Origin of the sequence: Clostridium sp. AF35-15 (assembly GCF_003477745.1) — a bacterium.
GTDB classification, from domain to species: Bacteria; Bacillota; Clostridia; order Lachnospirales; family Lachnospiraceae; genus Otoolea; species Otoolea fessa.
This window is the reverse complement of the sequence record NZ_QUDY01000012.1, coordinates 24,715-38,389: the sequence shown is the minus strand read 5'-3', so window position 1 is coordinate 38,389 and position 13,675 is coordinate 24,715. Positions and strand designations below refer to the sequence as shown.

Here is a 13,675-nt window from a genome sequence, read left to right as displayed (position 1 = left end):
AGAGGTGTGACATGGTAAATGAAACAATACTGGCGGTTATCATCGCATTTGTGGTCAGCGCAGTGCTGTGCCCGATCGTGATACCGTTTCTCCACAGGTTGAAATTCGGACAGCAGGTGCGCGATGACGGACCGCAGACGCATCTGAAAAAGCAGGGAACCCCGACGATGGGCGGTCTGGTAATTCTTTCCAGCATCATCATTACGTCTCTGCTCTATATCCGGGATTATCCGAAGATCATTCCGGTGCTGTTTATGACCGTTGGATTCGGCGTGGTTGGATTTCTGGACGATTACATCAAGATCGTGATGAAACGTTCGGAGGGCTTAAATCCGATCCAGAAGCTGATCGGACAGTTTGTGATCACAGGTATTTTTGCCTATTATATTGTAACCTCACCGGACATCGGAACAGGGATGCTGATTCCATTTACCGGCAAGTATTTACAGCTTCCGGTCTGGCTGTTTGTACCGGCACTGTTCTTCATCATTCTGGGAACTGACAATGGCGTGAACTTCACAGATGGTCTGGACGGCCTGTGCACCAGTGTGACGATTCTGGTAGCAACGTTCTTTACGATCGTGGCGATCGGGGAGAACAGCGGCATTAGCCCGATTACCGGCGCAGTAGTTGGAAGTCTTCTGGGCTTTCTTCTGTTCAATGTCTATCCGGCGCGTGTGTTTATGGGCGATACCGGTTCACTGGCACTCGGCGGTTTTGTCGCTTCCAGTGCCTTTATGATGCAGATGCCGATCTTTATCGCGATCGTGGGTCTGATTTATCTGGTGGAAGTATTATCTGTTATTATTCAGGTAACCTATTTTAAGAAGACGGGCGGAAAGCGCTTTTTCAAGATGGCGCCGATCCATCATCATTTCGAGCTCTGCGGATGGTCTGAGACCAGGGTCGTAGGCGTATTTTCGATTATTACGGCAATCCTTTGCCTTATAGCATACTTAGGATTATAGGAGGAAGATTATGAGTCAGAAAGTATTAGTAGCAGGAACAGGTATCAGCGGTATTGCAGCTGCAAAGCTCCTTCTCTCAAAAGGCGGAGAGGTAGTGCTTTACGATGGCAATGAAAAACTGGATCCAGAGGAGCTGAAAAAGAAATTTGACGAAGGCGCGACGATCACGTTCGTCCTCGGAGAGCTGAAAAAGACGGATTTGTTAGGCGTGGAGCTGGCAATTTTAAGCCCGGGCATCCCGACCGATGCACCGTTTGTAGAGATGATTCGTGAAACCGGTATTCCGATCTGGGGCGAGATGCAGCTTGCATATCACTGTGCCAAAGGACGTATGGCAGCCATTACCGGCACGAACGGAAAGACAACGACGACTTCCCTGACCGGCGAGATCATGAAGTCATTCTATGACAGCGTATTTGTAGTTGGAAATATCGGTGAGCCGTTTGCATTCCATGCATTGGAGACAACGGATGAGACCGTAACCGTCGCAGAGGTATCGAGCTTCATGCTGGAGACCATGACCGATTTCCACCCGAATGTAAGCGCTATTTTAAATATTACCCCGGATCATCTGGATCGTCATAAGACGATGGAATGCTACATCGAGACGAAAGAGAGCATTACCAAGAACCAGAAAGAGGGCGATGTCTGCGTCCTGAACTATGAGGATCCGGTACTGCGTGAATTTGGTGAGACTTTAAAAGACATCAAGGTGGTATATTTTTCCAGTCTGCGTACCCTGAAACAAGGTTTCTACCTGAAAGAGGATGAGATTGTATACAACGACGGCGAGAAAGAGACCGTGATTGTCAATATCCACGATCTGAAGTTACTTGGCCGTCATAACCATGAAAATGTTATGGCAGCGGTTGCTATCAGTATGAACATGGGCGTTCCGCTGGAGAAGATCCAGAAGGTGATCAAGGAATTCAAGGCAGTTGAACACCGCATTGAGTTCGTAACCGAGCGTTTCGGCGTCAAATACTACAACGATTCCAAGGGAACCAACCCGGATGCAGCGATGCAGGCGATCAAGGCGATGCCGGGACCGACCTTATTAATTGCAGGCGGATATGATAAGCATTCCGAGTTTGACGAGTGGATCGAGAGCTTTGGCGGAAAGGTACGCTATCTGGTGCTGATCGGCCAGACCCGCGACAAGATTGCCGAGTGTGCAAAACGCCACGGCTTCAATGATATCATGTACGCGGAAGATCTGCAGGAGGCTGTACAGGTATGTGCATCCTACGCAAATCCGGGCGATAACGTCCTGCTTTCACCGGCATGTGCAAGCTGGGGGCAGTTCAAGAACTTTGAAGAGCGCGGACGCAAATTCAAAGAGTTTGTGAGAAATTTGTAATACCAAGGTTCAAAGGTCGGAAATCCGACGCAAGATTGCTTGCAGGAGGAATTGTGACTTTTGAGAATTGCGGAGTGCAAAGCACGCAGCAATTCGGTATTGGAAGAATAAAGGTTACTGGGCACGTATGCGTGAACAGTAACGAATAAAGGCTTAATGTATTTAAGGGGGCTGTCGCAGCCGGCATTTGTCTGCGGCAGCCCTGATTTGAAGGAAAAACTGCCGTTTACAGGCAGAATTTCGAAACTGTAACAACAAAAAGCAGGGGAGTGGAAGTATGCCGGAACCGGGAAAAATTAAAAAGAAAAAACCACATCGGTTTTATGATTACAGTCTGCTGTTTACCATCATTTTCCTGACGGTATTCGGACTGATCATGATTTACAGCGCGAGCTCCTATAAGGCGCAGCTTGATTACGGCAATCCGGGATATTTTATGCTTCGTCAGGCGGGCATCGCGGGTGTCAGCTTTGTTGCGATGTATATCGTCTCCAAGATAGATTATCACTGGTTTGCGCGGTTTGCGATGCTGGGATATATCGTTTCATATGTGACGCTGCTTCTGACGCGTTTTACACCTCTGGGCGTGGCATCGCATGGTAAGAAGCGCTGGCTGCGCCTGGGACCGCTCCAGTTCCAGCCGACCGAGATTGTCAAGATTTCCCTGATTCTGCTTCTGGCGGTTCTGATTGCCAATCTGGGCGTGCGGATCAACCAGCTGCGGGCAGTCGGATTTATCGTGGCGCTGTCGGCGCCGCTGGCACTTTTAGTTACGGCGAACAACTTAAGTTCTGGTATCATCATCTGCGGCATCGTGTTTGTGATGCTGTTTGTGGCGTGCAAGATCAAATGGCCGTTTTTTCTCTGCATCGGAGGCGGCGTTGGACTTCTGGCGGTCGCCCCCTATATAGGGCATTTGCTGGTAAAGCTCCATATCCTGAAGGATTATCAGCTGGGACGAATCAATGTCTGGGTCAACCCGGTGCAGTATGCACGTTCCGGCGGTTATCAGGTGCTCCAGGGTCTGTACGCGATCGGTTCCGGCGGTCTGTTTGGAAAGGGACTGGGCGAGAGTCTCCAGAAGCTCGGTTTCGTGCCGGAGGCGCAGAATGATATGATTTTTTCGATTATCTGTGAGGAATTAGGTCTGTTTGGCGCGATTTCGGTCATTCTGATTTTCATGTTTATGATTTACCGCTTCATGGTAATTGCTGGAAATGCACCGGATCTGATGGGTGCGATGATCGTGATCGGCGTGATGGCACACATCGCGATTCAGGTTATCTTAAATATCGCGGTTGTTACGAATACGATCCCGAACACGGGTGTTACGCTGCCGTTTATCAGTTACGGAGGTACGTCCGTCATGTTCCTGATGCTGGAGATGGGGATGGTGTTAAGCGTCTCGAACCAGATTAAGCTGGAGCAGTAGGAATATTTGGCGGAGTTACATATTTACTTCGGGAAATATAGAAAATGAGAACCATTTTCTCTCGTTGGCATATAATAATACATAGATGCCGGTGGGAGGGGATTGTTTGGCTTTCATCGAGATTCACGGACCGTGCCGGATTCAGGGCGGACTCACGGTGCAGGGGTCGAAAAATGCAGTTTTGCCGATGATGGCGGCGTCAGTGTTAAACCGCGGAATTACCGTGCTTGAAAATGTCCCCAGAATACAGGATGTGTTCTGTATGATGGGGATTCTTGATTCTCTGGGATGCCGGTGTGCGTTGCACGGAAACCGTCTGGAAATCGATACTTCGAAGATGAATGGCTGGCGGATCGAGCAGAAAGCGATGGGGAAAATGCGCTCGTCCATTATGCTTTTGGGAGCGCTCCTGGGACGCTTTTGCGAGGCGGGTGTCTACAGCCCCGGCGGATGTATGATCGGAAAACGTCCAATCGACTGGCATTTGCGGGCACTCCGTGCGCTGGGCGCGGAAATACAGGAACCGGAGTCGGACGGCTTCCTGCATGCACAGACAACGGGACTTCGCGGGGCAGAGATTATTTTTCCGTTCCCGAGTGTCGGCGCGGTGGAAAATGCCCTGTTTGCCGCTGTGGCAGCGGTGGGGCGGACGGTTCTGCGGGGATGCGCGCGGGAACCGGAGATTGGACAGCTGTGCCATTTCCTAAATGGTATGGGGGCATCGATCCGGGGGATCGGGACGGATGCGCTGATCATAGAAGGCGGATTGCCGCTTCATGACAGCCGGTTTGTGATCGGCGGCGACCGGATCGTAGCCGGGACCTATCTTCTTGCCGCTGCGTCCTGCAGCGGTGAGGTGATCGTGGACGGCGTGCAGACACAGGAGCTGCGTGCATTGACCGGGGTGCTGGAGCATATGGGCGTTTCGCTTTATCAGGAACCGGAACTTATATATGTACACAGCGGACAGCGCCTGCGGGCGGTATCGGTGAAAACCGGACCGTATCCGGCGTTTCCGACCGATCTGCAGCCGTTTTTGATGGCGGCGCTGTCACGGGCAGATGGAACCAGTATGCTGCGGGAGACGGTATTTGAAAACCGGTTTGGCACAGCGGCGGAGCTTCAAAAAATGGGGGCGAACATCGAATGTAGCGGGAACATTGCCCGGATTGACGGAGTGGAAACCTTGCGGGGAGCTTTGGTGCGTGCCCGCGATCTGCGGGGCGGCGCAGCCCTGACGGTGGCAGCCCTGGGGGCGGACGGATGGACCAGAGTATCAGAATGTGAACATATTGAGCGGGGATATGAAGATATTTGCCGGGACTTGCGGGCATTAGGAGCAGAGATCCGGCGCCGGGAGGATGATGGAGATAGAGAAGATACAGATTGAAAAAAAGACAGAGGAAAAGGTATGGCGCCGCCGTGGAAAAAAACATATCTGGATCACGGCGGCAGCACTTCTTGTGGCAGCCGCGTTTTTTGTCGGTCTGTCGCTGCTTCAGATTAATACAATCCATGTCAGTGGAAACCGGCAATATACGGCAGAGCAGATAGAGGCGTCTATTTTCGATTCGCGGCTGAGCCGGAATCCGGTGTTCTGCTATATGCAGTACCGCTTCCGGCCGCACAAGTCAATTCCGTTCGTGCAGGATTACAAGCTGGTGTTCCGCAGCCCGTCGGACGTGGAGGTGATCGTCTACGAGAAGAGTGTGGTTGGTTACGTTTCCTACATGAACAGCCGGATGTATTTTGACAAGGACGGCATCATTGTGGAGAGCACAAGCGAGACATTGCCGGGTGTGCCGAAGATTGCCGGACTTTCCTTTGGACATATCGTGCTGCATCAGCCGCTGCCGGTCGAGGATATCAGCGTTTTCAACGAGATTCTGAACCTGACGCAGGTACTGTCGGTCAACGAGGTTGCGGTGGACGAGATCCGTTTTAATAAGGAAAAGGAAGCGACGCTTCAAATCAGGAGCTTGAAGGTTGAGCTGGGAAGCAACAGTGAGATGAACGGGAAACTTTCGGAGCTGACGGATATTCTGCGGGATTATCCGGATCTGTCCGGAACCCTCTATCTGGACAGCTACGATGAATCGAATGCAAATCCGATGTACCGGTTTGATAAAAACTAGGAAGAATCGGCATAATCCGTTACTGGCACGTATGTGTGAACAGTAACATTGTGACTGGTTTATTGAAAATTTATAAAAGAAACGATTGATTTTTTGCTGAAAATCAAATATAGTATTAGGTAGGCTAGATTTAAAAGACCCTAATTTTAGTATAAAGATGATAAAACCGGAACAGATGGGAAAATGAAGGAGGAAGTATCTTGTTAGAGATAAAGATAAATGAAGCAGAGAACTCTGCCAGAATTATAGTAGTAGGTGTCGGCGGAGCCGGTAACAACGCTGTCAACCGTATGATCGATGAAGATATTGCCGGTGTAGAATTTATCGGTATCAATACAGATAAGCAGGCACTGCAGTTCTGCAAGGCGTCCACAGCTATGCAGATTGGTGAGAAGCTGACCAAGGGACTTGGTGCAGGCGCAAAGCCGGAGATCGGTGAGAAAGCAGCTGAGGAAAGCCAGGAAGAGCTGGCACAGGCTCTCAAGGGTGCAGATATGGTATTCGTTACCGCAGGTATGGGCGGCGGTACCGGTACAGGTGCAGCTCCGGTTATTGCACGTATCGCAAAAGATATGGGCATCCTGACGGTCGGCGTTGTCACAAAGCCGTTCCGTTTCGAGGCAAAGACCCGTATGAGCAATGCGCTCAATGGTATCGAAAAACTGAAAGCAGCTGTCGATACTCTGATCGTTATCCCGAATGATAAACTTCTTGAGATCGTAGACCGCCGTACCACGATGCCGGATGCACTGAAGAAAGCAGATGAGGTTCTTCAGCAGGCAGTACAGGGTATTACCGACCTGATCAATGTTCCGGGTCTTATCAATCTTGACTTTGCAGATGTTCAGACCGTTATGGTGGACAAGGGTATCGCTCATATCGGTATCGGTCATGCGAAGGGTGATGACAAAGCACTTGAGGCTGTTAAGCAGGCTGTATCCAGCCCGCTGCTTGAGACAACCATCGAGGGTGCAAGCCACGTTATCATCAATATTTCCGGCGATATCAGCCTGATCGAGGCAAATGACGCAGCCAGCTATGTACAGGAGCTTGCAGGCGACGATGCCAATATCATCTTCGGTGCGATGTACGATGAGAATGCACAGGATGAGGCGACGATCACTGTTATTGCGACTGGACTGGATTCCCACGGTGTGAACACACCGGTCGCAAAAGCGATGACTGAGTTCAAGACTCCGTTCAAGGCAAAGACGACTGGCAATACATACGCTCAGCCGGCAGCACAGACTGCAGCGGCAGCGCAGCCGACCTACAAGGCACCGACCTTCCGTGCACCATCTGCAGCAGCACCGGCACAGCCAGTCGCTCCGAAGGAAGCACCGCAGTCGGCACCGGCACAGCCGTTCCGCCCGATGCGCCAGGAAACACAGATCAATATTCCGGATTTTCTGAGAAATAAGAAATAATATAAGAGTGAGAGATGAACTGCTCTTGCTTTAGCAAAAATACAAAATATATACAGAAGCAGTTGTTTTTGGAAGAGACACGCATTAGAAGTAAAAATTTCTGATGCGTGTTTTTTTGTGTAATAGGAAATTCCTTGGAATCCCCTATTACACAAAAAGGCACATTCTTTTTTATCGTCGATTCAGACCTTCGACTTATGTCGAATCTATTCAAATTTTACGTTTTTCCCCCGATTTTTGGCGATCAAAACAGGCGTTTTGCACCCTCGGTTTGACAAATTTTGCGGAACTTTTTTCTTATAATATCCCGTGTCGGACAGAAAGGTGGGAAGAGACAGTGACCTATCGTGTGTATGCGGATGTCATCCTGCTGCAAAATCTGGCAGCGGATTTCCTGCTTCTGTCGGTGGTGAAGAATTGCCTGCGTCTGCCGGAACGCCGGTATGGGCGGTTGGCAGGGAGTCTTCTGGGAGCCGTGTATGCGTTAGGAATGGTGTTAGCTCCGGTTCCGCTGGGATATGCCGGGCGGATGCTCCTAAGCGCCACGATGAGCGTGCTGATGGCATGGACGGCATTTTCCATCCGTAGGAAGTCGGAGGCGGCAGAAGCTGCGATCGGGCTTTACATAGCATCTATGCTGGCGGCTGGCTGCATGGAACTGGTTCAGCCGCTTGGAATACGGGCGAATCTTCTGTTCTGGCTGTTTACCGCGGGGGGCAGTTTTCTGATTCCATCTGCGGTGTGGCGGTTTGGTATGCAGCGGTGTATGAAGCTGGAACACCAGTACGCGGTAACGCTTTTTAACAAAGGCAGGGAGCGGCATGTGCAGGCGATTCTCGACACAGGCAACCATCTGACGATGCCGCTTTCGGGGCGTCCGGTGCAGGTGCTGGATGCGTGTGCGGCAGAGAGATTTTTTTCCTGGGAGGACGGTGTCCAATACATCCCATTTCGGAGTGTCGGAAAGGGCGGCGGCGTGATTCCGGCATATCAGGCGGAGCGGATGGAAGTGTCCGGTCAGGGCGGTATGCGGGTGATTGAGAAGCCGTGGATTGCCATTTCACAGGAGGCGCTGTCGCAGAAGGGCGAGTATCAGATGCTGCTCAATGAAAAATATTGGTTGTGAAGAAAACCATGCAGACAATCGAACCATAGCGAACAACATAAGGGGGAAAGCGTATGTTTATAAAAGTTTCAGTTCCAGGTCAGTTTCGTTTAAAAATGATGCCGTCGTTCCGGTCATTTCTGATGCACCGGGACGGGGAAGTTCATTATATCGGGGGAACCGATATCCTTCCGGCACCGTTTGACAGTGTGCGGGAGGCGGAGGTTTTAAGAAAATTTGGAACCAGTGAGGATAAAGAGGCGCGTTCGGCGCTGATCGAACACAACCTGCGCCTGGTGGTCTACATAGCAAGAAAGTTTGACAACACCAGCGTGGGCGTGGAAGATCTGATTTCGATCGGGACGATCGGTCTCATCAAGGCGATCAACACGTTTGACGTGGATAAAAATATTAAGCTGGCGACCTATGCATCCCGTTGTATTGAAAATGAGATTCTGATGTATCTCCGGAGAAATAATAAGACGAAGCTCGAGGTTTCGATCGATGAGCCGTTGAATGTGGACTGGGATGGAAATGAATTGCTTCTGTCGGATATTTTGGGAACGGATGAGGATATTATTTACCGGGATCTGGAGGATGAGACAGAGCGGAAACTGTTGAATGCGGCGATCGACCGCCTGAATCCGCGGGAACAGAAAATCGTGAAGCTGCGCTTTGGTCTGGGGAGAGAGCAGGAAGATGAAATGACCCAGAAGGAGGTTGCCGACCTTCTGGGTATCTCGCAGTCATACATATCGAGGCTGGAAAAGAAGATTATGAAACGCCTCAAGAAAGAAATTTCGCAGCAATGCGGTCTATACACCAGCCGATAAGTGCTGGAAGAAACAGACCGATCAGGATGTAAAACGGACCCATTTCATAGCGGAAGGAGACCGGGAAGTTGGAGAGCGTTTCCGGTATTTCCTTCAAAATGAAGCGGGCATAGGCAAAATCGATCAGCTTGAACAGCGTGAAATGAATCGCCATAATGTCAAAGGAATGGCGTCCTAAAAAGGCAAGGACCTTTGCCAGCGGTCTGATGCGCTCGGACAGGTCGGAGAGCGAAAGAACGAAGTAAATTCCAATGATGGAGATCGGATAAAATAAGACGCCCGGAATGTGCATGCTTGCCAGATCGATGAAAATGTGAAGCTTTGTGTTCGTCAGGTGCAGAAGCAGGGCGCTTATCAGGCAGCCGTACCAGACCGTATAGTGGCGGAAATTGGAGAAAAACTGCTGCATCAGCCAGGCGATGAGATAGACCGGAACAACGAGCAGCGCCGCCTGCAGATTGTAAGGGAGCGGGCAGCTTCTCATATTTAAGAAGACACCGGCAAGGCCAATCAGGATGCATGCAAATGCACATACAGGAAGCTTGACATTATCTTTCCGGGTAAAGCGGGCAGCTGCGCGTCCAAACCAGACGCATCCGGCAAAGAGTCCGGAGGACACCAGCCAGACCGGCAGAAACCAGAGGGCACCCTGAACCTGTTCCGGTGAGTTGAAGGAAAGACTGCTCATCCATGCCGTAAGCATTCTGGTATGGTTGTAAAGTTCCTGTCCCGCATAGAGCCTGTGCGTCACAAAAAAGTTGTGGAGCAGGACAAAAAACAGCGTGTAGAACATATACCTGGGCCATGCACCGGCGAGACGGGAGCCGAAGTAGAGAAACGGCGTATCCCCGTATTTCGTTTCATTATAAAAATAGCCTGTGATAAAGAAAAACAGCGCCAGGTGGAACAGATAGACGAACGCACCGGCGAAATATCCGGTATGCCCCAGCACGATCGCAATAATGCCCCATCCCTTTACGATATCCCAGTAGAGGGAACGGGCTTTTTTTTGTGTGTTCATGAATGGATCTCCTTGTGGTTGAATTCTATTTTCTATAAATAATATTGATCGTAAAACCCCTGAAAATATATTTTACTATGGAACGGCAGAAAAGGCAAGAAATTGGAATGAGTGAAAACGGTTCTCATTTGTCCGGGTATAAATGAGCTTTGAATTGTCCATTCTAATGTATAGGTGACAAAACAAAAATCAAAACGATTCAACCGTTTGCGTTGATCGTCCATCATACGGAGGGAATGGAAATGCCGGTCTATAAAGTGGAAATCTGCGGGGTCAATACATCCAAGCTGCCTCTTTTAAGTAATGAGGAGAAAGAAGAACTGTTTCGCCGGATTCTAAAGGGCGATCGGGAGGCAAGAGAACAGTATATCAAGGGGAATCTGCGGCTGGTGCTCAGTGTAATACAGCGCTTTTCGGGCAGCCGGGAAAATGTGGACGATCTGTTCCAGATTGGCTGTATCGGCCTCATCAAGGCGATTGATAATTTTGATATTACCCAGAATGTCCGTTTTTCGACGTATGCGGTTCCGATGATCCTGGGGGAGGTGAAACGGTATTTGAGGGATAACAATTCAATCCGGGTCAGCCGGTCGCTCCGCGATACGGCATACAAAGCGATCTATACCCGTGAAAATCTGCTGAAAAAGCAGTCAAAGGAGCCGACACTCTGCGAGATTGCCAAAGAATTGGGAGTCAGCAAAGAGGAGATTGCGTATGCGCTCGATGCTATCCAGAGCCCGGTCAGCCTGTACGAACCGGTCTATACGGACGGCGGCGATCCGCTCTACGTGATGGATCAGCTCAGTGACAAGAAAAATTCAGAGGAACATTGGGTCGAGGATCTGTCGCTGGGGGAGGCGATGCAGCGCCTGCCGGACCGGGAACGCCGCATTATTGATATGCGCTTTTTTGAGGGAAAGACCCAGACAGAGGTTGCCGAAGAAATCCATATTTCGCAGGCGCAGGTGTCACGGCTGGAGAAGAGTGCGTTAAAAAGCATGAAGCATTATTTGAGCTGAATGTTGATAGGGATTGTGTTATAGGGATTGTGTGAGATTCTTCTGATTGATTGTTTGGCGGCTCTGTGTTAAAATATAGGAGATATAGTCTGCAAAAAGAATCTGAAAATCAAGCAGATGACTGTTATCTGAACTGGGGTTGAGCGGAGTATTCCATCTGATATAGTGATAAAGGCAGCTTGGCGATGCGACACTCAGGCAGTCATGGACAGCAGACAGAGTAGAAAAGACAGGCGCAGGCGGATTGAGCCTCGCGCATGATAAAATGTACTCTCGGAGTCTTTTCTGCACTCGCTTTTGTGGCTGATTTTCCGCCAGCCGTACCCGAATTTCATCAACGTACGCACCGCGTACGCCTCAGAAATTTGGGCACAGCTGACAAAAAATCATCTCACAAAATCAAGCACAGAAAGATTCCGAGAGTACATTAAAAAGAGCCGGAGGAATTCAAATGGAGAAATTACGTAAGCTGATGAAAGAACATCAGGATAAAGCAGATAAAAAAGTGATGGGAGAGGTTCTGGAGCTGCTTCAGAGAGAGCCGGGACTGTTTGTTGTGACTGTCCATGCGACGAAAAACTTCTTCCTGGGTGCAGAGAACGGCAAGGCGGCTGCTTTCCTTTACACCAGCCGCGAGTATGCAGATGAGTTCGTGAAAGGGCTGGAGATGGTCGGTGTAGAGACGAAGGTACTGGAGATCCGCCCATTACAGCGTATTTCCTTTTTCAACGACCTCTACCGCAGCGGTTTTGAGGCAGTTGTGATCGACAAGGGACAGGAAAATCATATGTCCATGTCGCTGTTCAGCATCATCGAGAAACCAAAGGATACATCCGAGATCGTGATGAACCCGTCCCTGGTCCGTTCTGCAAATCAGTTCTATCAGGCACTGGTACAGCACCAGGCATTCCCACAGATGCAGGATCTGATGTGCAAAGAGCTTTACGGTGCGCGTCTGCTGGTTCCGGTTGCTGACCCGCAGAAGACGACGGCAGTACCGGTTCTGACCACCGGAAAGGGTGTACGCTATTACCCGGCATTTACGGATTTAGTAGAATTTGGCAAATTTGACCGTAAACATCAGTTTGGAGCAATGGAAGTCCGCTTCCGCGATCTGAAAAAATATCTGGATTACGTGAATGGAATCGTGGTAAATCCGTTTGGATTTGCACTCCGTCTGGACGGCGAGAAGCTGGATCGGATTGAGAAAGAGAATATGAAGCTGAAGGTTGTAAAATAAATGCTGCTGTGACCGTGACCGGTAATGAATAGATGTCAGCATAATAAACTGTGATAAAAAGGCTGTCTCCCATCAGAATGTATCATATAGATACATCTGCCGAGAGACAGCCTTTTTGATTATTCGGTTCTTCTGTTTTTTTCATATAAATGTAGTAATCCCTTCATCAACAGCGCCCCATCATACGTGATCGTATGCGAACAGAGCGGCAGGACAATCTTGGAGATGCCGCCGGTGGCGATGATGGAAGTTTTCTCTCCGAGTTCTTCCTCGATGCGATCCAGCATACCGTCGATCATCGCGGCATTGCCAAATATGACGCCGCTTCTCATGCAGTCTATGGTATTTTTGCCAATGACACGGCGCGGCGTATCGAGGCTGATGCGCGGCAGCTGGGCAGTGCTGGCGCTCATGCTGTCGAGGGAAACGCGAAGTCCCGGCAGGATCGCGCCGCCGACATAGCGTCCGTTTTTGTCGATGACAGACATGGTCGTAGCGGTTCCCATTTCGATGATGATGATTGGCGGTTCATGCTCTGCAAGGGCACCGACTGCGTTTACGATCATATCGCTGCCGACGGATTTCGGGTTGTCCATCAGGATGTTTAAGCCGGTTTTCATGCCGGAACCGACCAGCATTGCGTTTAGTCCCGTTATTTTACGGATGGCGGCAAGAATCGTCCGGTTAAGCGGCGGAACGACCGAGGAGACGATCGCACCATCAAGCTGATCTGGGGCGATATGGTAAATTTCAAGAATACTTTTCAGCGCCACGGCATATTCCAGATTCGGTTTTCCGATGGTGGTCGTGATGCGTTCTACAAAATACGTTTTTTTTGCGTCGATCACGCCGATAATAATGTTGGTGTTTCCAACGTCGATAGCTAGAATCATAAAATAACTCCTTTATATCTCCTGCATCTCTACAATAATCAACATCTCTTATAAAATGTTGATTGTATAGTTATCGCAACGGTTTCATATGTTCAACTGTTACTATTTATTATATATCCACGTTAATAGTATGATTATATGTTTTTTAAAGAAAAGGATCAAGAAGAAGATGAAAAATGTTTTTAAGATCTGTTACCGATCGCGCGTGAGTGAACCGTAACTTGGACTTGCGTATTCGTTTA

At 49.6% G+C, this 13,675-nt stretch carries 12 protein-coding genes; 10 read left to right on the top strand and 2 right to left on the bottom strand.

Features of this window, described 5'->3' with window-relative positions:
* The first annotated feature begins 11 nt into the window (after positions 1-11).
* From mraY to sigE, 8 genes are all read left to right on the top strand, one after another.
* Positions 12-968 carry a phospho-N-acetylmuramoyl-pentapeptide-transferase gene (gene mraY, locus DWZ76_RS12675; protein WP_022360215.1) on the top strand — a complete coding sequence of 319 codons (957 nt, stop codon included), beginning with the start codon at positions 12-14 and terminating at the stop codon, positions 966-968.
* Positions 969-978: 10 nt separating this feature from the next.
* The gene (gene murD / locus DWZ76_RS12670) at positions 979-2,328 is read left to right on the top strand and encodes a UDP-N-acetylmuramoyl-L-alanine--D-glutamate ligase (RefSeq protein WP_106999726.1); all 1,350 of its coding nucleotides are present in this window, start codon (positions 979-981) and stop codon (positions 2,326-2,328) included.
* 277 nt (positions 2,329-2,605) lie between these two features.
* On the top strand, positions 2,606-3,760 hold the full coding sequence (locus DWZ76_RS12665) for a putative peptidoglycan glycosyltransferase FtsW (RefSeq protein ID WP_117795227.1): 1,155 nt from the start codon (positions 2,606-2,608) through the stop codon (positions 3,758-3,760).
* Between the two features lie 106 nt (positions 3,761-3,866).
* Positions 3,867-5,150, top strand: a complete 1,284-nt coding sequence (murA, locus tag DWZ76_RS12660) for a UDP-N-acetylglucosamine 1-carboxyvinyltransferase (protein WP_118293738.1) — start codon at positions 3,867-3,869, stop codon at positions 5,148-5,150.
* Positions 5,122-5,895, top strand: a complete 774-nt coding sequence (locus DWZ76_RS12655; RefSeq protein WP_242995691.1) for a cell division protein FtsQ — start codon at positions 5,122-5,124, stop codon at positions 5,893-5,895. The genes murA and DWZ76_RS12655 overlap by 29 nt, the downstream gene beginning before the upstream one ends.
* A 200-nt stretch (positions 5,896-6,095) precedes the next feature.
* The gene (ftsZ, locus tag DWZ76_RS12650) at positions 6,096-7,322 is read left to right on the top strand and encodes a cell division protein FtsZ (RefSeq protein WP_022360220.1); all 1,227 of its coding nucleotides are present in this window, start codon (positions 6,096-6,098) and stop codon (positions 7,320-7,322) included.
* A gap of 337 nt (positions 7,323-7,659) precedes the next feature.
* Entirely contained in the window at positions 7,660-8,448 is a 789-nt protein-coding gene (locus tag DWZ76_RS12645) for a sigma-E processing peptidase SpoIIGA (protein ID WP_182431329.1), read from the top strand.
* 53 nt (positions 8,449-8,501) lie between these two features.
* Positions 8,502-9,260 carry an RNA polymerase sporulation sigma factor SigE gene (gene sigE / locus DWZ76_RS12640; protein ID WP_106999729.1) on the top strand — a complete coding sequence of 253 codons (759 nt, stop codon included), beginning with the start codon at positions 8,502-8,504 and terminating at the stop codon, positions 9,258-9,260.
* On the opposite strand, the gene DWZ76_RS12635 is transcribed toward sigE, so the two are convergent.
* Positions 9,214-10,281, bottom strand: coding sequence for an acyltransferase family protein (locus DWZ76_RS12635; RefSeq protein ID WP_022360223.1), 1,068 nt, complete (start codon positions 10,279-10,281; stop codon positions 9,214-9,216). The two genes, sigE and DWZ76_RS12635, sit on opposite strands and share 47 nt — an antisense overlap.
* Before the next feature lie 242 nt (positions 10,282-10,523).
* Between DWZ76_RS12635 and sigG the strand changes: the two genes are divergently transcribed.
* The gene (gene sigG, locus DWZ76_RS12630) at positions 10,524-11,300 is read left to right on the top strand and encodes an RNA polymerase sporulation sigma factor SigG (protein ID WP_106999731.1); all 777 of its coding nucleotides are present in this window, start codon (positions 10,524-10,526) and stop codon (positions 11,298-11,300) included.
* A 451-nt stretch (positions 11,301-11,751) separates the two neighbouring features.
* The gene (locus DWZ76_RS12620) at positions 11,752-12,540 is read left to right on the top strand and encodes an SseB family protein (protein WP_106999732.1); all 789 of its coding nucleotides are present in this window, start codon (positions 11,752-11,754) and stop codon (positions 12,538-12,540) included.
* Between the two features lie 119 nt (positions 12,541-12,659).
* Here DWZ76_RS12620 and DWZ76_RS12615 read toward each other — a convergent pair whose 3' ends face one another.
* Positions 12,660-13,433 carry a type III pantothenate kinase gene (locus DWZ76_RS12615; protein ID WP_106999733.1) on the bottom strand — a complete coding sequence of 258 codons (774 nt, stop codon included), beginning with the start codon at positions 13,431-13,433 and terminating at the stop codon, positions 12,660-12,662.
* Positions 13,434-13,675: the final 242 nt, after the last annotated feature.

Bases quoted from the DNA above. Each gene is read 5' to 3' on its own strand.
- mraY (WP_022360215.1), top strand. From the start codon at position 12: ATGGTAAATGAAACAATACTGGCGGTTATCATCGCATTTGTGGTCAGC.
- murD (WP_106999726.1), top strand. From the start codon at position 979: ATGAGTCAGAAAGTATTAGTAGCAGGAACAGGTATCAGCGGTATTGCA.
- DWZ76_RS12665 (WP_117795227.1), top strand. From the start codon at position 2,606: ATGCCGGAACCGGGAAAAATTAAAAAGAAAAAACCACATCGGTTTTAT.
- DWZ76_RS12655 (WP_242995691.1), top strand. From the start codon at position 5,122: ATGATGGAGATAGAGAAGATACAGATTGAAAAAAAGACAGAGGAAAAG.
- sigE (WP_106999729.1), top strand. From the start codon at position 8,502: ATGTTTATAAAAGTTTCAGTTCCAGGTCAGTTTCGTTTAAAAATGATG.
- DWZ76_RS12635 (WP_022360223.1), bottom strand. From the start codon at position 10,281: ATGAACACACAAAAAAAAGCCCGTTCCCTCTACTGGGATATCGTAAAG.
- sigG (WP_106999731.1), top strand. From the start codon at position 10,524: ATGCCGGTCTATAAAGTGGAAATCTGCGGGGTCAATACATCCAAGCTG.
- DWZ76_RS12620 (WP_106999732.1), top strand. From the start codon at position 11,752: ATGGAGAAATTACGTAAGCTGATGAAAGAACATCAGGATAAAGCAGAT.
- DWZ76_RS12615 (WP_106999733.1), bottom strand. From the start codon at position 13,433: ATGATTCTAGCTATCGACGTTGGAAACACCAACATTATTATCGGCGTG.